The sequence below is a fragment of the Arthrobacter sedimenti genome (assembly GCF_042652025.1).
Classification (GTDB): Bacteria; Actinomycetota; Actinomycetes; order Actinomycetales; family Micrococcaceae; genus Arthrobacter; species Arthrobacter sedimenti.
Genome location: NZ_JBHSDQ010000001.1, coordinates 1,015,286 through 1,035,679, shown reverse-complemented (window position 1 = coordinate 1,035,679; position 20,394 = coordinate 1,015,286). Strand labels below are relative to the sequence as shown.

General features: G+C 66.4%; 17 protein-coding genes. 13 read left to right on the top strand and 4 right to left on the bottom strand.

Annotated elements, in window-relative coordinates:
• Nucleotide 1 precedes the first annotated feature (1 nt).
• On the top strand, nucleotides 2–1,276 hold the full coding sequence (locus ACFO0G_RS04900) for an MFS transporter (protein WP_376976614.1): 1,275 nt from the start codon (nucleotides 2–4) through the stop codon (nucleotides 1,274–1,276).
• Here the strand turns inward: ACFO0G_RS04900 and ACFO0G_RS04895 are convergent.
• On the bottom strand, nucleotides 1,263–4,580 hold the full coding sequence (locus ACFO0G_RS04895) for a family 78 glycoside hydrolase catalytic domain (protein WP_376976613.1): 3,318 nt from the start codon (nucleotides 4,578–4,580) through the stop codon (nucleotides 1,263–1,265). The genes ACFO0G_RS04900 and ACFO0G_RS04895 overlap by 14 nt on opposite strands.
• Complete coding sequence (locus ACFO0G_RS04890) at nucleotides 4,580–5,779, bottom strand: Gfo/Idh/MocA family protein (RefSeq protein WP_376976612.1); 1,200 nt, start codon at nucleotides 5,777–5,779, stop codon at nucleotides 4,580–4,582. Before ACFO0G_RS04890 ends, ACFO0G_RS04895 begins: the two co-directional genes overlap by 1 nt.
• A gap of 254 nt (nucleotides 5,780–6,033) precedes the next feature.
• Here ACFO0G_RS04890 and ACFO0G_RS04885 point away from each other — a divergent pair, with 254 nt between their 5' ends.
• From ACFO0G_RS04885 to ACFO0G_RS04860, 6 genes are all read left to right on the top strand, one after another.
• Entirely contained in the window at nucleotides 6,034–6,699 is a 666-nt protein-coding gene (locus ACFO0G_RS04885; RefSeq protein WP_286398987.1) for a YesL family protein, read from the top strand.
• A gap of 122 nt (nucleotides 6,700–6,821) precedes the next feature.
• Entirely contained in the window at nucleotides 6,822–8,354 is a 1,533-nt protein-coding gene (locus tag ACFO0G_RS04880) for an extracellular solute-binding protein (protein WP_286398985.1), read from the top strand.
• Nucleotides 8,355–9,329 carry an ABC transporter permease gene (locus ACFO0G_RS04875; protein ID WP_286398982.1) on the top strand — a complete coding sequence of 325 codons (975 nt, stop codon included), beginning with the start codon at nucleotides 8,355–8,357 and terminating at the stop codon, nucleotides 9,327–9,329.
• A complete protein-coding gene (locus ACFO0G_RS04870; RefSeq protein WP_142132709.1) occupies nucleotides 9,329–10,201 on the top strand; it encodes a carbohydrate ABC transporter permease in 873 nt (290 codons plus the stop codon). Before ACFO0G_RS04875 ends, ACFO0G_RS04870 begins: the two co-directional genes overlap by 1 nt.
• A gap of 23 nt (nucleotides 10,202–10,224) precedes the next feature.
• The gene (locus tag ACFO0G_RS04865) at nucleotides 10,225–10,938 is read left to right on the top strand and encodes a rhamnogalacturonan acetylesterase (protein WP_286398978.1); all 714 of its coding nucleotides are present in this window, start codon (nucleotides 10,225–10,227) and stop codon (nucleotides 10,936–10,938) included.
• A complete protein-coding gene (locus ACFO0G_RS04860) occupies nucleotides 10,939–11,610 on the top strand; it encodes a DUF1961 family protein (RefSeq protein ID WP_286398975.1) in 672 nt (223 codons plus the stop codon).
• Nucleotides 11,611–11,696: 86 nt separating this feature from the next.
• Here ACFO0G_RS04860 and ACFO0G_RS04855 read toward each other — a convergent pair whose 3' ends face one another.
• Nucleotides 11,697–12,263 carry an ABC transporter substrate-binding protein gene (locus tag ACFO0G_RS04855; protein ID WP_286398973.1) on the bottom strand — a complete coding sequence of 189 codons (567 nt, stop codon included), beginning with the start codon at nucleotides 12,261–12,263 and terminating at the stop codon, nucleotides 11,697–11,699.
• A gap of 301 nt (nucleotides 12,264–12,564) precedes the next feature.
• Between ACFO0G_RS04855 and ACFO0G_RS04850 the strand changes: the two genes are divergently transcribed.
• Complete coding sequence (locus ACFO0G_RS04850) at nucleotides 12,565–12,942, top strand: DUF7793 family protein (RefSeq protein WP_286398970.1); 378 nt, start codon at nucleotides 12,565–12,567, stop codon at nucleotides 12,940–12,942.
• Between the two features lie 27 nt (nucleotides 12,943–12,969).
• Here ACFO0G_RS04850 and ACFO0G_RS04845 read toward each other — a convergent pair whose 3' ends face one another.
• On the bottom strand, nucleotides 12,970–14,007 hold the full coding sequence (locus tag ACFO0G_RS04845; protein WP_286398969.1) for a LacI family DNA-binding transcriptional regulator: 1,038 nt from the start codon (nucleotides 14,005–14,007) through the stop codon (nucleotides 12,970–12,972).
• Nucleotides 14,008–14,159: 152 nt separating this feature from the next.
• On the opposite strand from ACFO0G_RS04845, the gene ACFO0G_RS04840 reads away from it, so the two are divergent.
• The 5 genes from ACFO0G_RS04840 to ACFO0G_RS04820 all read left to right on the top strand — a co-directional run bounded on the left by ACFO0G_RS04840 (nucleotide 14,160) and on the right by ACFO0G_RS04820 (nucleotide 20,386).
• Entirely contained in the window at nucleotides 14,160–14,504 is a 345-nt protein-coding gene (locus tag ACFO0G_RS04840) for an L-rhamnose mutarotase (protein WP_286398967.1), read from the top strand.
• Between the two features lie 85 nt (nucleotides 14,505–14,589).
• Nucleotides 14,590–15,756, top strand: coding sequence for an L-rhamnose isomerase (gene rhaI / locus ACFO0G_RS04835; protein ID WP_376976611.1), 1,167 nt, complete (start codon nucleotides 14,590–14,592; stop codon nucleotides 15,754–15,756).
• An 8-nt stretch (nucleotides 15,757–15,764) separates the two neighbouring features.
• The gene (locus ACFO0G_RS04830; RefSeq protein WP_286398963.1) at nucleotides 15,765–17,801 is read left to right on the top strand and encodes a bifunctional aldolase/short-chain dehydrogenase; all 2,037 of its coding nucleotides are present in this window, start codon (nucleotides 15,765–15,767) and stop codon (nucleotides 17,799–17,801) included.
• Entirely contained in the window at nucleotides 17,798–19,294 is a 1,497-nt protein-coding gene (locus ACFO0G_RS04825) for a rhamnulokinase (RefSeq protein ID WP_286398962.1), read from the top strand. Before ACFO0G_RS04830 ends, ACFO0G_RS04825 begins: the two co-directional genes overlap by 4 nt.
• 72 nt (nucleotides 19,295–19,366) lie before the next feature.
• Nucleotides 19,367–20,386: an acetylxylan esterase gene (locus ACFO0G_RS04820; protein ID WP_376976610.1), complete on the top strand. Its 1,020-nt coding sequence runs from the start codon at nucleotides 19,367–19,369 to the stop codon at nucleotides 20,384–20,386.
• The last annotated feature ends 8 nt before the right edge of the window (nucleotides 20,387–20,394 follow it).

Below are 20,394 nucleotides of genomic sequence, written 5' to 3'. Positions count from 1 at the left end.
CGTGCCGTCCCGACGCACCCGTCCCGCACAGGCAGCACCCGAACGAATCAGCCGGCCCCGCTGGTACCATCCCCTAAAACACCACAACTACCGGCTCTTCCTGGCCATGCAGCTGGCCGGCAGCCTTGGCGTGTGGATGCAGCGCCTGGCCCAGGACTGGCTGGTGCTGCAGCTGACTGGCAGCCCTGCAGCGGTGGGGGCCGCCGTCGCCCTCCAGTTCCTGCCCATGCTGGTGGTGGGTCCGCTTGCCGGACTGGTGGTGGACCTCTTTCCCAAGCGCCGGATCATGATGGTGTGCCAGGCCGTCATCGTGCTGCTGGGCATGGGGCTTGCCGCCTGGGCTGCCAGCGGCACTCTCACTGTCTGGGTTGTCTATGCCAGTTGCGTGGCCCTGGGCGTCACCGCCGCGGTGGACCAGCCCACGCGGCAGGTCTTCGTCAACGAGGTGGTGGGCGACGCCGCACTGCGTCCCGCCATCGGCCTCAACAACGCGCTGTCCCAGCTCGGCGCCATGGCCGGACCGGCGCTCAGCGGTGTGCTCATCGCACAGGCGGGACCGGCAGCGGCCTTCGCCTCGAACGCGGTGATTGGCCTGGTGGTGCTGGGCCTGATTGCCGCCGTCCGACTCCACGAGCTGCACCCCAGTGTGCCGGCAGAGAGGGGACGCGGCCAGGTGCTCGCCGGATTCCGGTACGTCCGCGAACGGCCACGGCTGTTGCTGCTCATCCTGTTGGCGGGCCTGCTGGGCGCGTTCGGCATGAACGGGCCGGTGGTCCTTGCCGCGTTCGCCCAGCAAGTGTGGCACAACGGCGTTGAGGGCTTCGGCCTGTTCAACACCGTCAGCGCGGTTGGTGCCTTGGCGGGTGCACTCCTGGCGGCCCGGCTGGGAAACATGGGCCGCAAAGGCATCGTGGCAGCGGCCGGCCTCTTCGGGCTGTCCCAGCTGGTGGCCGCGCTGATGCCCAGCCTGGTGCTGTTCGTGGCCATGCTGGTGGTGGTGGGCATGATGACGCTGCTGTTCCTCACCAGCGCGGCCACCGCGGTCCAGCTCGAAGCCGGTCCAGCCATCCGCGGCCGGGTCATGGCCCTGTACCTGCCGCTCCTGCTGGGCGGCCACGCGTGCGGCGGACTCCTGGCCGGCTGGCTGACCGAGCAGTTTGGTGTCCGGACCGGGCTGGTGGCCACCGGCGCCCTGGGCATGCTCTCCGCGGCCGTCGTGGGACTGCTGCTGTGGCGGCACGGCCGGCGCCACCGGCAGGCTCCTACGCCGGACTGAAAGTCCAGGTTCCGGTGTGCACCCGGAAGTCCCGGGTGGTGCCCGCTTGGTGGCCGTCCTCCCCAGCGGAAACCACGACGGCGGCATCCGTACCCTGGTTGCGAAAGGTCCCGGGCCCGTTCAACCCGTAGGTGCCGGCGGGCAGCCGGACAGTGGCGGTGGCCCCCGGCGGAATGGTGCATTCCAGCTCCATCCGCCCGCCAGCCCGCCGCCAGTTCGCATGCACGTACCCAGTGCCCACCGACACGCTGCCGCGAGCGTGCTCCAGCCGGCACAGTGGCGGTTCGATCAGCACCTCGTTGCCGCCCGGCGTGCTATAGCGGATGCCCAGCAGGTGCTCGAGGATTTCCTTGACGACGGAGGCGGACCAGGCGTGGGACTGGCTGTAGTCGGTGCCGTCCTCAAGGTCCCATGCTTCCCAGGTGAAGGTGGCGCCGCGGTCCAGGAGCCGCGCCCAGCCGGGCTGGTCCTTGCTGGTGAGGAGATCCAGTACGGCGTCCGTCCGGCCGCGGGCCAGCAGCGCCCGGACCAGCCGGTGCACGGTCATGGGTCCCTGCCGCATGCCCATTCCTGCGAGCCGGGCGGCATCAGCGGCTGCGTACTCCGGGCCGGTGATGCCGAGGGACAACGGGAAGGAGGTGGCATGCTGCGAGGCGTGGGAGCTTGCCGTACCGTCTGCATGGAGCCCGTCCACCATCACCCCGTCCACGCGGAAATGCGTCCGGATGGCCTCCGCCAAGGTACGGGCAGCGGTGAGATAGTGGACGGCCGCAGGCTCGTCGCCCGCCGCGCCGCAGAGTCGGGCGGTGGAAACCAGGGCGGAGTAGGCCTGGGCGTTGACGGTGGTCTTGGCGGCGCACTCCATGTCGTAGCCGAACCGGCCGGGCGCCGGCCAGTCCACGATGCCGTGCAGGTAGGGACCGGAGCCGCCGCCCAGCGTGGTGACCAGTCCCGCCGTCGGACCTTCTGTGGGAATGTGGCGCAGGGCGTAGTCAGCCGTGTCCCGCAGGTGCGGCAGCAGTTCCCGCACCATGGCCAGGTCCCCGGTACGCAGGTGGTACTCCTCGGCCCATTCCGGCAGCATCAGGGAAAAGTCGGGGATGTCGCGCTTGCCGTCGCCGTTGGGATAGACGGCGTTGTAACGCCCCTTTTCGCTGTTGGAAGTCCAGTACCGGCTTGCTGACCACGCGAACTCGCGCAGCGCCTGCGCCGTGAAGGCGTGCTCACCGAAGAGCGCCATGGTGGCATAGGAGATGTTGGCGGCATCGGCCAGGAACTGGCCCTTTTCCCGGGTGGGGGTGTCCACGAATTGCTCCTGCACCCCGTACAGGGCGGAGTCGCGGAGCAGCCCGAAGACCGCGTCCAGAACCGGATCCGAGCTGCTGAAGCTGCCCTCGCCCGGATGGGAGCCATGGACGGTGAGGGCGCCCACCCGGGACACATCCGCGGCTTCGATGCCGGGCAGTTCCAGGTAGCGGAAACCCAGGTGCACCGAGGCGCGGTACTGCTGCGGCCCGGCCGCCTGCGTGTAGGGGAAGGACATGTCCGTGTTCTGGCTGACCGTCTTCCCGGCGTCCACCCTGCCGCCGGGCCGGAGGGCGTAGCCGGCGCGGAGCATCACTGTGCGGCCGGGGACGCCGTCCAGGAAATCCACCTCCGGGCGGCCGGGAAGAACCTGGCCGAAGTCCGCCACCATCGTGCCGTCGTCGGCGGTCAAGAACTGCCGCGGTGCCACGAACTCGCCGGCAAGGAACGTCCGGCGGGGGTGCACCCGGGGAAAGTCCGACGAGGGGTGGCGGCCGGTGACCACAGCGGCAGGCAGGTCATCGGCCACGTCCAGCGACGATGCGGCCTGCCCATCCAGGTGCTCGACCGGATCACCCTCATCGTTGCGGTATCCGGACTGGCGGTACGGCGCCTCGCCGGCGGACCAGCCTGGGCCGGAGGTGAGAACGTCGCGGCGCCCGTCGTCGTAGTCCACGGTGAGCCGGACCAGCAGGCCCGGGATGCCCGCTGCCCGGCCCTGGCCCGGGCCGTACCAGTGGAGCAGGGCCGTGACCGGCACTGCTGAGCCGGCCGGCTGTCCCGCGAGGATCTCCGTGACGTCGGCGGCATCGTAATAGCCCTCGCCCGGGTAGCCGAACGAGGTGGTGTTCAAGCAGGGCGTTCCAGCCACGGAGAGCTGGGCGTGGTGGTGTGCCGCGACGTAGAGCCGCGCCCGCCGCACCGTCCCGGACAGCTGGAGGGCAGCACGGAACAGGGTCCACTCATCGGGCTGCCGGTGCACGGTGTTTCGGGACCACTGCGCCAGGCAGGCACGACCATGGTCATCGTTGGTGTCGAAGCGGTGGTCAAACACGAGGGTTTCGGGCCGCCCGGGAGTGGTGTCGGTAAGCCGCAGTTCTGCGTACTCAGCCTGGCTCCGCGGGCCCTGGTGCAAAGCAAGGACCCCGGCCTCATCCACAGCGGCGGGCTCGTCAACCGCCAGCAGTTCGAACCCGTCCAGGGCAACCTTGATGGTCCGGCCGTCATCTGTGACCGTGAGGTTCCGCCATGACGCGGGGGCCTGCTCCGGGTCCTGGACGCGTGCCGGTGCTGCACTCGCCAGTATTTCGGTTTCCGGCACCGCGGGGGAAGGGATTTCCCATCCCGGCGCGCGGCGGAGCACCACTTCACCGGTGGTGTCTATTTCCAGCAGCAGGCCGGTTCCGGCGCCGATGCTGCGCAGGAGCAGCCCGGCCCGGCCCATCACGGGGCGGAGCCTCGCTTCAAGCCGGACGCTGCGAAGTGCAGGGGAGGGAAGGGGCAGGAATGGCGACGCAGCCACGCGGAGCGCCTGGTTCAGGATTTCCAGCGGCGCCCGTCCACCCGGGGCGCGGCGCATCCAGTCGGCCTTCCAGGAGTCGTCACCAAGCCCGGTACTGAACGGCTGCAGCGCTGACCAGGGCCCCGGCATTCCGGATGCGTCCAGAATGCGCACGCGCCACGCGTAGTCCGTGTCGTCCTCGAGTTTGGGTCCGCCGTAGGGAACATGCCGCTGAAAAGCGCCGGCCACCTGTCCGGAGCCCCACAAAACGCCGCCGTAGACGGCGCGGACCTCAAGCTCATGGCCCGTCTGCCGCGCCAGGGCGGGATCGGAGTCCTCGTCCTGCCCCAGCTGCCAGCCGAACAAGGGGGAAGGGGCGGCCGTCAGGCAGTAGGCAAGACCGTCCGTCACGAGGTTGACGGCGTAGAGCTGCCCCGGGTTCCGCGGCGGGGTTGGATTCCCGATCGCCGCCTCCTGCAGTCCCGCCTGGTCCACCATCAGCAGGCCTGGAGGTCAAACACGGCGGGAGCGGCTGCAGCCCAGGGCAGGCCCAGTTCGCTGAAGGTGGCATGCTCCCGGCCTGCTTGCTCCAGGGCTTCCTCGATGCCTGCCACCACCGCGTGCGCCGCGTCCCCCTCACCCTCCCAACGGACGTAAGCGGGATCGATGGGGGCGGGGAGCGGCGCTGTCCGGACTGCTTCCAGCACCAGCATGAAGGCGCCGCTGTCCTCAAGGCTGCTGATGAGCGGGACACCCTGGGCGCGGTGGGCCAGGAGGTTCTCCGTCAGGTCATCCCGGCCATACTCTTCCTCGTTGCGGGCCGCCGCTGTTTGAACAGTGAGTCGGTCCTCGGTGTAGTGGAAAACCGCCGTTCCAGCAGATCCCTGGAGGGTCACGTATGGCTCAACGGACTCCGAGGCGCAGATGGTCAGGGCGCAGGTGATGGGCAGGCCTGCCGCTGTTTGGATCCGGATCACGGAGGTGTCGTCCGATTCGATGTCGTTGGCGCGGTACAGCTCGGTTTCCACGGAAGCGACGTCGGCAGTGGTGCGCGCCCCGGCAATCCGGAGGGCGGTTGCCACCGCGTGGGCCAGGGGATTGGTGGCCACGCCGTCCACCACGTCCATACCGTTGATGCTGCGTTTCCCTGCCCAGCGGGAGCGCTTGTAGTAGGCCCTGTCCCGAACCCAGCGGCCGGTGGCGGAAATGCCCTCAAGGGTGCCAATGGTTCCGGCGGCCAGCAAGTCCTCGATGGCCTTTAGGGCGTGTGATCCGAGGCTCTGGAAGCCGATCTGGACTCCTCGGCCCGACGCGGCAGCGGCTTCGCGCAGCCGCTTGAAGTCCGCCAGGGAGGCGACGGGCGGCTTCTCCAGGTACAGTTCCGCGTCCGTGGCCAGGGCGGCCAGGGCCAGCGGGGCGTGGGTTTGGATGGGCGTGGCAACGATGACCAGGTCCAGGTCCGGGGTCGCCTTGAGGAGGTCATCGAGCCCCGCGTAAACAGCGGCCGACGGCGGCAGTGCGCCTGGTGCCGGGGGCTGCGGATCGGCAACAGCAACGAGGTCCACCTTGCCCGCCGTCTGCAGGCGGTCCAGGTTCCGGAGGTGGTGGGTGCCAAAGCCGTGCACCCCCACCAACGCAACCCGCCCCGCCGTCGTAAACGATGTTCCGGCGGCGGCGGCCTCCGTTGCCGTTTCCATGGTTCTCCGTTCTGGCCTGCGGCGCCATCAAGGGCGCCAGCATGTGAGGCGCCCGCATTAGCGCAGCAAGCGCTTTCCGCCTTTCAGTGTGCGGCATGCAGGCTCTTCGAGTCCAGCTATGTAACGATTCAATTTATTGCTTGACCGTGGAGTGGCAGCGGGTTTACATTTTCGAGAAACCGATTAACAGCGTGATGCGGGACACGTTCCGCTTTCGCCTCTGCGACGATGGAGAAACAGAAGGGAGCCGTGCCATGCTGTCCGGAACCTTCAGCGCGCGTGCCTACTCGTTTTTTGACACGCTCGTATGGATTGCCTGCCTGAACCTGCTCTGGATCGCTTTCACCCTGCTGGGCCTCGGTGTTCTCGGCGCAGGTCCCGCCACCGCGGCAGCCCAGATTGTGGTGCGGAGGCGGGCCGGTGGCGACGCTGTGCCGCTGCTCCGAAGCTTTGCCTCCGGATACTTCCGGAATTTTGGCCGGGCGAACGCGCTCTCGCTTCCGATCATGGCCGTGGTGGCTGCGCTGGTCCTGAACTGGAACTACTTCTCAGGCGGCCGCGGGCTCTTTCCGCAGTTCATGGCGGTGGGCCTGGTTGTCGCGGCGGTCTTCCTGGCCGGGGCCATCTGCTTTGTGTTCCCCATGTATGCCAGGTATGAGCTGCCGTTGCCGCAGTATCTGCTGATGTCGTCCCGGTTCGCCGTGCGGCACCTTGCGGGCACCGTCATCCTGCTGTTCGTCTCCGCGGCCGTCGTGTATGCCAGCAGCGTGATTCCGGGGCTGATCCCGTTTTTCAGCATCGGAGCCTGGCTGTACCTGACCGGGTGGCTGTGCGACCGTTTCTTCACCGCCAACGACCAGGCCGTAGCTGCGGTGGAACCTGCCGGGCATGCCGTCCTGCAGGGCGCCTCCACCGCCTGACGGTGGTTTTCACCTGATAGCCCGCCCATCGTCTCCGGGTCTGCCAGGGCGTTCAAATGAAACGTATCAAAAGGTGGGCCCGAGTGCCCGAATCAACCCCAAAGAAGTGGAAAAGGAAAATAATGATCCGTAGGAAACTATCCCTCGCCGCCGCCGTCGTCACCGCGACCGCCCTGACCCTCACGGCATGCAGCGGCGGCGGTGACGCCCCGGCCGCCGACCTCACCTCGGTCTCCATCATGGCCCCGTTCCTCGAAGCGCAGCCGCCCGCCGCGGACGGCGCAGTCCAGAAGAAGCTCGAGGAGCTCACCGGCAAGCAGGTCAAGATCAACTGGGCACCCAACGCCTCCTACGAGGACAAGACCAACATCACGCTGGCGGGATCGGACATCCCGCAGGTAATGGTGATCCAGGGAAAGACTCCGGGCTTCGTCAAGAACGCCCAAGCCGGTGCGTTCTGGGACCTCACTGACAAGCTGGATAAGTATCCGAACCTCAAGACCACCTTCCCTGACATCCAGAAGAACGCCAGCGTCAACGGCAAGGTCTACGGCGTGTTCCGCGGCCGCGCCCCCATGCGCACAGCCGTCATGTTCCGGCAGGACTGGCTGGACAAGCTGGGCCTGCAGCCGCCCAAGACCGTTGAGGACCTGTACAAAGTGGCCAAGGCCTTCACTGAGCAGGATCCGGACGGCAACGGCCAAAATGACACCTATGGCATCACCATCCCCAAGTGGGGTGCGCTGGGCACCAACAGCCCGTACGACGTGATCGAGGAGTGGTACGGCGCAGGGAACCGCTGGACGGAGCGGGACGGGAAACTCGTGCCCAGCTTCGAGACCGACGAATTCCTCGAAGCCGACCGGTTCATCAAGAAAATGGTGGACGAAAAGCTCATCAACCCTGACTTCGCCACCTTTGACAGCACCAAATGGAACGAGCCGTTCTTCAACGGCAAGGGCGGCATCATCGTTGACGTCGATTCCCGGGTGAGCGTGCTGATCAACCTCTTCAAGCAGGCAGACCCCAACAACTTCCAGAACAAGGTGGGCTTCGTGGGCAACCTCGAAGGGCCCGACGGCAAGCTGCACGCCCATCCCACCGACGGCTACTCCGGTTTCCTTGCCGTGCCCAAGGCCAGCGTCAAGACCGAGGCCGAACTGGACAAGGTCCTGCAGTTCCTGAACACCATGAACGGCAAGGACGTGGCCGTCCTGCTGAACAACGGCATCGAGGGCGTGAACTTCAAGGTGGAGGACGGGAAGGCGGCAACGATCAAGCCGGAAACCCCGGAGGGCAAGGCCGTCACCACTGACATCAAGAGCTATGCCCAGCTGGGCATGAACGTTGCGGGAAACACCTTCTACCCGGTCAAGCAGCCTACCGACTACGAACAGCAGGTCTTCGACAAGCGCACCGATGTCATGGCTGAGGACCTCAAGAGCGCCGTCTACAACCCGGCCGCGCCTTACGTTTCCGCAACCTACGTGGCCAAGGGCGCCCAGTTGGACAACATCGTGGCCGACGCGCGGATCAAGTACCTTGCCGGACAGATCGATGAGCAGGGCCTCAAGGACGCCATCAAGCTGTGGGACACCAGCGGCGGCAACAAGGTCAAGGAAGAGATCAACAAGCTCTGGCAGGACAACAAGTAAATGGCAGCCCCTGTCATTGACACCCTCGCCGGGGAGCGGGCGGGCAAGACCGCGCCCGCTCCCCGGAAAGGGGGCAGGTTCTCCGTCCATTTCGCGCACTACAAGTGGCTGTACCTGCTGCTGCTGCCCGGCGTGGTGTACTTCGCGGTGTTCCGCTACGCCCCCATGTACGGGGTATCCATCGCCTTCAAGGACTACGTCCCCTTCCTGGGCGTTAACGGCAGCCCCTGGGTGGGGTTCCGGAACTTCGAGGACTTTTTCGCCAACCCGGACTTTCCCCGGCTGCTGGGCAACACCCTGATCCTGGCCTTCCTGAACTTGGGGGTGGCCTTCCCGCTGACCATCATCCTGGCGCTGCTGCTGAACGAGGTCCGGCTGTCCATCCTCAAGCGCACGGTCCAGACCCTGGTGTACATCCCGCACTTCCTGTCGTGGACCATCGTGGCCTCGCTGAGCTTCCTGCTGTTCGCCCTGGACATCGGGCCGCTGTTCCAGTTCATGAACAACGCCATGGGCACCAACATCGACTTCCTGAGCGACCCGGCCTGGTTCCGGCCCCTGATCGTGCTTCAGGAAATCTGGAAGAACACCGGCTGGGGCACCATTATCTTCCTGGCCGCCCTCGCCACCGTGGACCAGGACCAGTACGAGGCAGCCATCATTGACGGCGCCGGCCGCTTCCGCCGGGTCTGGCACATCACCCTGCCCGCGATCCGCTCCACCATCATCGTGATGCTGATCCTGGCCATCGGGCAGATGCTCAACACCGGCTTCGAACAGATCTACCTGATGACCAACGCCCTCAACCGCGAAGTGGCGGACGTCTTTGACACCTACGTCTACTTCGTGGGCATCACCCAGGGCGCCTACAGCTACTCCACCGCGGTGGGCCTGTTCAAATCCCTGGTGGGCATCGTGCTGATCTTCGGCACCAACTGGCTGGCCAAGCGATTCAACCAGAGCGGACTGTTCTAATGAAGATCCACAACACCCGCGGCGGCCGGATCTTTGACGCCGCCAACTACGTTTTCCTGTCCCTGATCGGCATCATCACCCTGCTGCCGTTCGTCTATGTCTTCGCCGGCTCCTTCGCCACCGAAGCGGAGATCACCCGCCGGGCGTTCTTCGTCTGGCCCGAGCAGTTCACCCTGGGTTCCTACGAGTACATCTTCGCCACCCCGGCGTTTGTCCGCGCCCTGGTGACCACCATCCTGGTGACGGCAGTGGGCACCCTGGTCCAGCTGGCCTTCACCGTGACCATGGCGTACCCCTTGGCCAAGAAAACACTGCGCGGCAGGAACGTGATCCTGTCCCTGGTGGTCTTCGCCATGGTCTTCTCCGGCGGCATGATCCCCACGTTCCTGCTGGTCAAGGACTTGGGCCTGCTCAACTCCTACTGGGCCCTGATCCTGCCGGCGGCGATCAACCCGTTCAGCCTGATCATCATCAAGAACTTCTTCCAGGAACTCCCGGCTGAGCTTGAGGAGTCGGCCAAGATGGACGGCGCCACCGAAATCGGGATCCTCTGGCGGATCCTGCTGCCGCTGTCCAAGCCGGTCCTGGCAACCTTCGCCCTGTTCTATGCGGTGGGCATCTGGAATGACTTCATGTCGCCCCTGCTGTACCTGAGCGACAACTCCAAGTGGACCCTGCAGATGTACCTGCGCCAGGTCACAGCCGCGTCAGACCTGCTGGGCACCGGCAACGTGGATCCCAACTACATCCCGCCGGAACAGGGCATTAAGTTCGCCGTGATCGTGGTGGCCACCCTGCCCATCCTCATTTTCTATCCGTTCCTGCAGAAGCACTTCGCCAAGGGCATGCTCATCGGCTCCGTCAAGGGCTGAGCCCAGGCAGAAGAAAGGACACCATGAAGATCCTGCTGGCCGGCGACTCCACCGTGGCCAACTGTCCCACGCACGAGTTCCCCATGAGTGGCTGGGGTGCCCGGCTGGCCCCGCTTACCTATGCATGGGGCGCGGTGTATAACTTCGCCAAGGGTGGGGCGAGCACCGAATCCTTCCGCGCCGAGGGGCTGTGGACGGACCTGCTCGCCGAGGCAGGCGCCGGCGACCTGGTGCTCATCCAGTTCGGCCACAACGACCAGAAGAAGCAGCATCTGGCGGCCCGCACCGGGTACGCGGCAAACTTGCGCACCATGGTGGCCGAGGTGCGTGCCCTGGGCGCCGCTCCGGTGCTCTGCACACCGGTGGAGCGCCGGCACTTCCTGGACGCGCCGTCGTCGGACGCTGCCCTTGAGGAAAGCCTGGAGGACTATCCGGAGGTGGTCCGCGAGCTCGGCCTGGAGCTGGGCGTCCCCGTCATGGACCTGAACGCCTGGACCCGGGACCTGTATCGGCGGCTGGGACGCGACGGGTCGCGCGGGTTGTTTTGCCATTTCGGGCCCGGTGAGCACGCGCACTGGCCGGACGGCCTGGCTGACGATACCCACTTTTCGCAGCAGGGAGCAGCGCTGGTGGCGGGGGAGGTGGCCGGGCAGCTTGGCGGGCTGGGGTACGGGGTGGCCGGCACAGGCGAGCCGGCCAATGCCAGGGAGTTAAGCCCGACGGCGGGACGCAGCTAGGTGGGCACGGCAGGCCTGGAGACGGGGGTCCTTTACCGCAATCCGCTGGCCGGGCCGGACGACGTTGCGGAGTGGGTGGCGGAGGGGCCGCTAAGCCTTGGCAGCCACGACGGTGCGCTGGAACTGTCGGGGAGCCTGGACGACCAGGAGTTCGGCGACCATGCGCACTGGACGTTCTGGTGCCCGGAGGAATTTCCGGACGGTATCCGCATCAGCTGGGAGTTCCTGCCGCTCGCGGAACCCGGCCTGGCCATGCTGTTCTTTGCCGCTGCCGGCCACCGGGGGCTGGACCTGTTCAGCCAGGCCCTCGCGCCCAGGACCGGCTACTACCCGCAGTACCACTCGGGCGACATCGACGCCCTGCACGTTTCCTATTTCCGGCACAAGTACCAGTCCGAGCGGGCTTTCCGGACCTGCAACCTGCGCAAGAGCGCAGGGTTCGAACTGGTGGCCCAAGGTGCGGACCCGCTGCCGCCCGCGGAAGATGCCGTGGACTTCTATCGGCTGGAGGTACTCAAGGACGGCCCGCTGGCGGCCTTTTCCATCAACGGGCTGCCGCTCTTTGAGTGGCGTGATTCGTCGGACACAGTGCTTGGCGGGGGCCGGATCGGCTTTCGGCAGATGGCGCCGCTCCGGGCTGCCTACCGAAACCTGGTGGTGGAGAAGCTCTAAGCGGTGCGCATATGCACAGCAAAGCGGGCGGCCCTTTTCGGGGCCGCCCGCTTTGCTGGCGTTGCAGGTTATTGACGCGCCGGGAACTAGAGGCCCAGGATGCGGTTGAGCAGGTTGGCCAGGCCGTTCAGGCCGGTCCCGCCGTCCAGGAGCCCGGTGACGGCGCAAAGGAGGTTGCCCACCAGGTTGCCCGCTCCGGTCTGGGATGTGATGTCCAGGACCACCTGGTTGAGGTCCACGTTGAGTCCCAGGAGATCCAGGTGCAGCGGGCCGAGGACCAGGTTAAGGACGTCGCAGCTGCCGCCGGTGGCCAAGGCGGCCGCGGTGGAGGGTGCGGCCGCAGCGGTGGTGGTTACCGTCTGGGTGACCGGGGTGGCCACGCCGTTGAGGTCCGTGAAGGTACCCAGCACCAGGCCGGTGACGTTCAGCTGGCCGTTCTGGGCGCTGAAGCTGGACGGCGTGAACGAGCCAACGAAGGTGCCAACGCCGTCAATGGTCTGGTTGATGGTTCCCGTTACGTTGGCAACCTGTGATGACTGGGAAGCGGCAGAAGGAGCCGCTGGTGCCGCTGCCGTGGCCGGACCCGCCATGCCAAAGAGCATGGCGCCGGAGAGGGCAATGGCGGTGACTGAAGCTGAGACCCTTGTTCGCATTTTCGGTAAATCCTTTCAGCGCCGGGTTGCGGCGCAATGAACCCCCCGAGGCTCCGCCCCCATGGAGAACCCCGGCGGAACTGGCTATTTCAAATGCACTTGTTTCAGATGCAGCCCTCGCGGGCCGCGACACGCAGCTCCGGATGGTGATCCAGGCCACGGGCACGTCGACCAACCTATTAGTAAGCATGCTGATTAGTCAAGCCGGCAGCAGGCTGCCGGGCGTGGGTCGGTCTTCCTGACTCCCCGCGCTAAGGCAAGATAGTGGAGTCAGGAACTGCCCACTGGAGGGAGGCGGGAGATGGAACCCGTAATGGTCGACGGCGGCAAGGGCACCGTGGAATTGCGCGCCGACGGCATCATCCACCTCATCTGGGAGCCCAGCGTCCGCATAGAAGTTGAGGATGCGCAGGCAGCCATGGCTGCGGTGAACCGCATAGCCGGCGACGCCACCTATCCCATGCTGGTGGACATGGCCACCACCGAGAATGTCAGCATCCAGGCGCGCTCGGTCTTCTCCATCCCCTGCGCGGCCAACCGCATCGCCCTGCTGGGGGCAAGCCCCGTGGACCGAATCATCGCCAACTTCTTCCTGGGAGTCCACGTCCCGCCGTGCCCCACGCGCTTCTTCACTTCCCGGAGCGACTCCATGAAGTGGCTGCAGCAGTCCGGCAAATAGCCCTTCCGGGCCTCTGCCGCCGCTGCGTCAGCCAGCGCTGGTTTTTCCGTCCGCGGCTGTGTCGGTGCTTTGCCGGACCACCAGCTCGGGAGTGAACACCACGGACCGGTGGACGGGATTCTGCGATTCCACTTCCTCGGACAGCAACTCGATGGCTGTCCGGCCCAGGAGTTCCGTCGGCTGGCGGATAGAGGAAAGCGGCACCACCGCCGAAGCGGCAAAGTCAATGTCGTCGTAGCCGATCAAGGCAACGTCCTCCGGGATGCGGAAGGTGTGGGTCATGGTGAGCGATTGCATGACGCCCAGGGCCAGGAGGTCGTTGGCGCAGAAAATTCCCTCCGGCAACTTGGCCCTGCCCCGTTCCACCAGCACGTCGCCCACGCTGCGGCCGGCCAGGACGGTCTGACCTTCGGCTTCCAGCACCTCGAGGGTGGCGTCCGGCTCCTCCTTCACGGCCCGCTGGGCCCCCTGGAGGCGGTCCGCCACCTGGCGGATGGAGGTGGGGCCACCCACGAAGGCGAGCCGGCGGCGGCCCGTGTCCAGGAGGTGTCGGGCGGCAAGGTACCCGCCGGCGTCGTCGTCCACTGCAACCGAACTGAACTTGGATTCGTCAGCCAGGCGGTCCACCAGTACCGTGGGCACTCCGCGCTCACGGAGGAGGTCCAGCCTCTCCGCGATATCGCCCACGGGGGAAATCAGCAGGCCCTGCACGCGCTGCTCCTGGAAGAGGTCGATGTAGTTCGCCTCCCGGCCGGCGTTGTGGCCGCTGTCGCCGAGCAGGACTGCGCTTCCCTGGAGTGCTGCGGCGTCCTCGGCCGCCCGAACCACGGAGGTGAAGAAGGGGTTGCCCACGTCCAGGACAATCAGTCCGATGGTGCGGCTGTGGCCCACGCGGAGCTGGCGGGCGGCATCGTTCCGGATAAAGCCGAGCTCGTCAATGGATCGGAGCACCCGCTCCCGGGTCCGCTCTGACACCCGGTCCGGATAGTTCAGGACGTTGGAAACCGTGCCCACGGCCACGCCCGCGTGGGTGGCAACGTCCTTGATGCTGGCTGTGCGGTTCATCGATTCTCCGTGCTGATATGCCCGCGGCAGTCGGTTCCGCGCGGGAAATCAAAAGTTCTTGCCATTGCTTGACACCTGCTCAAATCCAAGAGTACTTTGAATCGTACCAATGAAACGATTCAAAAAATCGCGAAGTTTGAAGAGGGGTTCCAATGAGGGTGTGCTTCCGTTCCTCGGTCCAGCCGGCGCTGATTGATGAATACCGTCGGCGCCACGCAGAGGTGTGGCCGGAGATGCTGCACGCCCTCGAGGAGGCGGGCTGGCACAACTATTCCCTCTTCCTGGGAGAAGACGGGCTCCTGGTGGGCTACGTGGAGTGCGACGATTTTGACGCCGTCCGTGCCCGCATGGCCCTGACGGAGGTCAACGCCCGCTGGCAGGCGGAAATGGCAACTCTTTTTGAAGATTCCGGCCAGGCGCCCGATGAGGGGTTCCAGGTCCTTGAGGAAGTCTTCAACCTCGACAGCCAGTTGGCGGCCCTCCCCTCCGTGGGCTGATCGGGGCAAAAACCAGCACGGCTCCAGTAGCGGGGCACCAACCACAATGCATCAGAATGACGCTCAAACACCGGAAAGAACCATCATGAATGACGTAGCAACGGCGCTGGGCAGGCTCGGGGAGCTTGCCATTGAGGTCCCTTCGTGGGCCTATGGGAATTCAGGCACGCGGTTCAAGGTGTTCGGCACACCCGGTACGCCGCGGACCGTGCAGGAAAAGCTGGCGGACGCCGCCAAAGTCCATGAGTTGACCGGCTTGGCCCCCACCGTGGCCCTGCACATTCCATGGGACAAGGTGGACGACTACGCCGCGTTGAAGGACTACGCCGCGGGACTGGGTGTTGGCCTGGGCACGATCAACTCGAACACCTTCCAGGATGATGAGTACAAGTTCGGCTCATTGACTTCCTCAAATGAGGCGGTCCGCCGCCGGGCGGTCGACCACCACCTCGACTGCATCCAGATCATGCACGCCACCGGATCCCGCGACCTGAAGATCTGGCTGGCGGACGGTACCAACTACCCGGGCCAGGATGACCTGCGTGGCCGGCAGGACCGGCTGGCCGAGTCCCTGCAGGAAATCTACGCGGCCCTGGGCGACGAGCAGCGGCTGGTGCTGGAGTACAAGTTCTTCGAGCCGGCTTTTTACCACACGGATGTTCCGGACTGGGGCACCTCCTATGCCCAGACGCTGGCCCTGGGGGAGAAGGCTTTTGTCTGCCTCGACACCGGCCACCACGCCCCGGGCACGAACATCGAGTTCATCGTGATGCAGCTGCTGCGCCTGGGCAAGCTGGGGTCCTTCGATTTCAACTCGCGCTTCTATGCTGACGACGACTTGATCGTGGGTGCCGCGGACCCGTTCCAGCTCTTCCGCATCATGCATGAGGTGATCCGTGGTGGTGGGTTCGGCAAGGATTCGGGCGTGGCCCTGATGCTGGACCAGTGCCACAACCTGGAGGAAAAGATCCCGGGCCAGATCCGCTCGGTGCTCAATGTCCAGGAAATGACGCTGCGCGCGCTGCTGGTGGACAGGGCCGCTTTGGATGAGGCGCAGCGTGCCGGGGATGTCCTGGCCGCCAACGGCATCTTCAACGACGCCTTCTACACCGACGTCCGGCCCATCCTGGCCCAGTGGCGCGAATCCCGCGGCCTGCCCGCGGATCCGATGGCCGCCTTCAAGGCCAGCGGTTACCAGAAGAAGATCAACGAGGACCGCGTGGGCGGCCAGCAAGCCGGATGGGGTGCCTGAGGAAAGTTATGAGCAACAAGACTGTTGAAGACCTGATTGCCCGTTCCAACCGCCTGGGCGCGGACAAGCGGAACACCAACTTCGCCGGCGGCAACACCTCCGCCAAGGGCACCGAAACGGATCCGGTCACCGGTGAGGACGTCGAACTCCTGTGGGTTAAGGGTTCCGGCGGTGACCTGGGCACGCTGAAGGAGCAGAACCTTGCCGTGCTGCGCCTGGACCGGTTGAACGCGCTCAAGAACGTCTACCCCGGCGTCGAGCGCGAGGACGAGATGGTGGCCGCGTTCGATTACTGCCTTCATGGCAAGGGCGGCGCGGCCCCCTCGATCGACACGGCGATGCACGGGCTGGTGGATGCCGCGCACGTGGACCACCTGCACCCGGATTCCGGCATCGCGATCGCGACGGCGGCCGAGGGCGAGACGCTGACCGCCAAGATCTTCGGCAACAAGGTGGTCTGGGTGCCCTGGCGCCGTCCCGGGTTCCAGCTGGGCCTGGACATCGCCGCGATCAAGGACGCCAACCCGCAGGCCGTCGGCACCATCCTGGGCGGGCACGGCATCACCGCGTGGGGCGCCACCAGCGAAGAAGCGGAAACCAACTCCCTGTGGATCATCGAGCAGGCCGAAAAGTACATCCGCGACAACGGCAAGGCCCAGCCCTTCGGGCCCAAGCTCCCCGGATACGGTGCACTGCCGGAGGCTGAGCGGCGGGCCAAGGCCGCCGCCCTGGCACCGGTGATCCGCGGCCTGGCCTCCACCGACAAACCGCAACTGGGGCACTTCAGCGATGACGCCGTCGTCCTGGACTTCCTCGAAGCCGCCGAACACCCGCGCCTGGGTGCCCTGGGCACCTCCTGCCCGGACCACTTCCTGCGCACCAAGGTCAAGCCGCTGATTCTGGACCTGCCAGCCGACGCCAGCGTGGAGGACTCGGTTGCCCGGCTGCACGAACTGCACGCGGACTACCGCGAGGACTACCAGGCCTACTACGACCGGCACGCCGATCCCGATTCCCCGGCGCTGCGTGGGGCGGATCCTGCCATCGTGCTGGTCCCGGGCGTGGGCATGTTCTCCTACGGCAAGGACAAGCAGACCGCCCGGGTTGCCGGCGAGTTCTATATCAACGCGATCAACGTCATGCGCGGCGCGGAGGCAATCTCCACCTACGCCCCGATCGAGGAATCCGAGAAGTTCCGGATCGAGTACTGGGCGCTGGAGGAAGCCAAGCTGGCCCGGATGCCCAAGCCCAAGTCCCATGCCACCCGCATCGCGCTGGTGACGGGTGCGGCGTCCGGCATCGGCAAGGCCATCGCCACGCGTTTGGCGTCCGACGGCGCGTGCGTCGTCATTGCCGACCTGAACCTTGGGAACGCACAAAAGGTCGCCGAGGAACTGGGCGGTGCCGACGTCGCCATCGGCGTCCAGGCCGATGTCACGGACGAGGCCCAGGTTGCTGCCGCGATCGACGCCGCTGTCCTGGCCTTCGGCGGCGTCGACCTGGTGGTCAACAACGCCGGCCTGTCGATTTCCAAGCCGCTGCTGGAAACCACCGAAAAGGACTGGGACCTGCAGCACAATGTGATGGCCAAGGGCTCGTTCCTGGTGGCCAAGGCCGCTGCGAAGGTGATGATCGCCCAGGGCATGGGCGGGGACATCATCTACATCTCCTCCAAGAACTCGGTATTCGCCGGCCCCAACAACATTGCCTACTCCGCCACCAAGGCAGACCAAGCCCACCAGGTCCGCCTGCTTGCCGCCGAACTGGGCGAGCACGGCATTCGCGTCAACGGCATCAACCCCGACGGCGTGGTGCGTGGTTCAGGAATCTTCGCCGGCGGCTGGGGCGCCAAGCGCGCCGCGGTCTACGGCGTGGAGGAGGAGAAGCTGGGCGAGTACTACGCCCAGCGGACCCTGCTCAAGCGCGAAGTCCTGCCCGAGCACGTGGCCAACGCCGCCGCCGTCCTCACCAGCAACGAACTGTCCCACACCACCGGCCTGCACATCCCCGTGGACGCCGGGGTGGCCGCAGCCTTCCTGCGGTGAGTGCCTTCGCTTCCCCGCCACAGCGCGGTGCCGGCGGCGGTGTGCGCACCCCGGGTGTGTTCGCCGCCGTCGACATCGGCGCCTCCTCCGGGCGTGTGATGCTGGGACGGGTTTCCGGTGAAGGGGTGGAGCTGGAAACCGTCCACCGCTTCCCCAACGGCGTGGTGGAGCGCGACGGCGGCCTCCGCTGGGACTTCGACGCCCTGTACGCGGAGGTGCTTGAGGGCCTGCGCGCTGCCGCTACGGTGGCGGCAGTGCAGGGCGAAAGGATTGCCAGCATAGGCATCGACACCTGGGCCGTGGACTACGGCCTGGTGGACGACGCCGGGAAACTGGTGGCGCAGCCGTTCAGCTACCGCGACGACCGCAGCCGCACCGCCGTCGCGCACGTCCACGGCACACTGGACCCGGCGCGCCTGTACCAGACCACTGGCCTGCAGTTCCTGCAGTTCAACACCATCTACCAGCTGGCCACTGAGCAGGACCTGGACGGGCTGCATGCGCTGCTCATCCCGGACCTGATCGCGTTCCTGCTCACCGGCGTACGAGGGACCGAAGCGACCAACGCCTCCACCACCGGACTGTTCGACGCCGTGGCGGGGGAGTGGGCCACCGAGTTCTTCACTGCACTGGGCCTGCGGAAGGACCTGTTCCCGCCGCTGATCCAGCCCGGCGAAGCGTACGGGGACCTCCTGCCGGACGTGGCCGCGGCCGTTGGCCTTCCTGCCGAAACCACGGTGGTGGCAGTCGGCTCCCACGACACCGCCTCCGCCGTCGCCGCAGTTCCCGCCGGGAATGAGGCCTTCGCCTACATCTCCTCCGGTACCTGGTCGCTGGTTGGCCTGGAACTGAAGCACCCCGTCCTCACCGAGGCCAGCCGGGAAGCGAACTTCACCAATGAACGCGGCGTGGACGGCACCATCCGCTACCTGCGGAACGTGGGCGGGCTGTGGCTGCTGAGCGAATGCCAACGGGCATGGGCCGGCGAGGGTTTCCAGCCGGAGCTTTCCGCCCTCCTGGCTGCCGCCGCGGCACTTCCCGCCGACGGGCCGCAGATCAATGCCGATGACCCGGGCTTTATCGCCCCGGACAACATGCCCGGGCGCATCCGTGCCGCTGTGCGGCGTGCCGGTGCGGACCTGGGTGATGACCCTGCGGCCATCACGCGCTGCATCATGGACAGCCTCGCGGCAGGTTATGCCCGGACCATCACGGCCGCGGAGCGCCTGGCCGACAGGCCCGTGGAGGTGGTGCACGTGGTGGGCGGCGGCTCGCAGAACGCCCTGCTCTGCCAGCTGACCGCCAACGCGACCGGTAAGCCTGTCATCGCCGGGCCGGTGGAAGCCACCGCCCTGGGCAACGTACTCGTCCAGGCCCGCGCCGCCGGCGCAGCCACTGGGGGACTGCCGCACCTGCGCGAAATCGTGGCGGCCGGAACCACCCTGCGCCGCTATGAACCGCTTGTCAGCGTTCACGAGGGGTACGTGCCGTAGAAAGAACCTGTGCAGTAGAAATAGAAGAACCCACCGCCAGCCGCTGAACAACAGAAACAGAACAGGACAACGATGCCCCTCTTCGACCTTCCCCTGGCACAGCTGCGCACCTACACCTCCGAGGTCACGCCGCCGGAAGACCTGGACGCGTTCTGGGATGCCACCCTCGACGAAGCCCGCGCCTTTCCGCTCAATGCAACCTTCGAGCCGGTGGAAAACTACCTGACGGTCATTGACACCTTCGACGTGACCTTCTCCGGCTTCGGCGGCGCACCGGTCAAAGGCTGGCTGCACCTGCCCGCCAACCGGGAGGCAGGTGCCCGGCTTCCGGTGGTGGTCAACTACATCGGCTACTCGGGCGGCCGCGGCCTGGTGAACCAGGACACGCGCTGGGCGCAGGCCGGGTACGCTCACTTCATCATGGACACCCGCGGCCAGGGGTACGGCGGCACGCTGGGGCACACCGCGGATCCGCACCCGTCAGCCGGGGACGTGGCGCATGCCGGCCTCATGACCAGGGGCATCGCCAGCCGCGAGGACTACTACTACCGCAGGGTCTATGTGGACGCGTTCCGCGCCGTGGAAGCCGCCCAGGCCCACCCCGCAGTCGACGCCGCCAAGGTGGTGCTGGCCGGGGTGAGCCAGGGCGGAGGCCTGGTGGTGGCCACGGCGGGGCTCACCGCCGGAAGGCTCGACGGCGTCATCGCCGCGCTGCCCGACGTTCCGTTCCTGCAGGACTTCCCCCGCGCCATCGACATCACCCCGCGCGGGCCGTACCCGGAGATTGCCCAGTTCCTGGCCCGGCACCGGGAGCGCTACGACGACGCCCTCGCCGTCCTCAACTATTTCGACGGCGTCAACCTTGCCCGGTATGCCACGGCGCCGGCGCTGTATTCGGCTGCCCAGATGGACGATATCTGCCCGCCGTCCACCGTCTTCGCCAGCTTCAACGCCTACGGCTCCGGGACATCCGCCGCCTCAGCCACGGGAGCTGCCAAGGAGATCGAGGTGTACCGGTTCAACAACCACGAAGGTGGCCAGGAGCACCAGTGGATCCGGCAACTGGTGTTTCTGCGCAAGATTCTGGGGTAGATTCCTGT

What these genes read in the sequence shown, in the direction of transcription:
- ACFO0G_RS04895 (WP_376976613.1), bottom strand. Translation starts at nt 4,580, where the DNA reads ATGGTGGACCAGGCGGGACTGCAGGAGGCGGCGATCGGGAATCCAACC.
- ACFO0G_RS04890 (WP_376976612.1), bottom strand. Translation starts at nt 5,779, where the DNA reads ATGGAAACGGCAACGGAGGCCGCCGCCGCCGGAACATCGTTTACGACG.
- ACFO0G_RS04885 (WP_286398987.1), top strand. Translation starts at nt 6,034, where the DNA reads ATGCTGTCCGGAACCTTCAGCGCGCGTGCCTACTCGTTTTTTGACACG.
- ACFO0G_RS04880 (WP_286398985.1), top strand. Translation starts at nt 6,822, where the DNA reads ATGATCCGTAGGAAACTATCCCTCGCCGCCGCCGTCGTCACCGCGACC.
- ACFO0G_RS04875 (WP_286398982.1), top strand. Translation starts at nt 8,355, where the DNA reads ATGGCAGCCCCTGTCATTGACACCCTCGCCGGGGAGCGGGCGGGCAAG.
- ACFO0G_RS04870 (WP_142132709.1), top strand. Translation starts at nt 9,329, where the DNA reads ATGAAGATCCACAACACCCGCGGCGGCCGGATCTTTGACGCCGCCAAC.
- ACFO0G_RS04865 (WP_286398978.1), top strand. Translation starts at nt 10,225, where the DNA reads ATGAAGATCCTGCTGGCCGGCGACTCCACCGTGGCCAACTGTCCCACG.
- ACFO0G_RS04855 (WP_286398973.1), bottom strand. Translation starts at nt 12,263, where the DNA reads ATGCGAACAAGGGTCTCAGCTTCAGTCACCGCCATTGCCCTCTCCGGC.
- ACFO0G_RS04850 (WP_286398970.1), top strand. Translation starts at nt 12,565, where the DNA reads ATGGAACCCGTAATGGTCGACGGCGGCAAGGGCACCGTGGAATTGCGC.
- ACFO0G_RS04845 (WP_286398969.1), bottom strand. Translation starts at nt 14,007, where the DNA reads ATGAACCGCACAGCCAGCATCAAGGACGTTGCCACCCACGCGGGCGTG.
- ACFO0G_RS04840 (WP_286398967.1), top strand. Translation starts at nt 14,160, where the DNA reads ATGAGGGTGTGCTTCCGTTCCTCGGTCCAGCCGGCGCTGATTGATGAA.
- rhaI (WP_376976611.1), top strand. Translation starts at nt 14,590, where the DNA reads ATGAATGACGTAGCAACGGCGCTGGGCAGGCTCGGGGAGCTTGCCATT.
- ACFO0G_RS04830 (WP_286398963.1), top strand. Translation starts at nt 15,765, where the DNA reads ATGAGCAACAAGACTGTTGAAGACCTGATTGCCCGTTCCAACCGCCTG.
- ACFO0G_RS04820 (WP_376976610.1), top strand. Translation starts at nt 19,367, where the DNA reads ATGCCCCTCTTCGACCTTCCCCTGGCACAGCTGCGCACCTACACCTCC.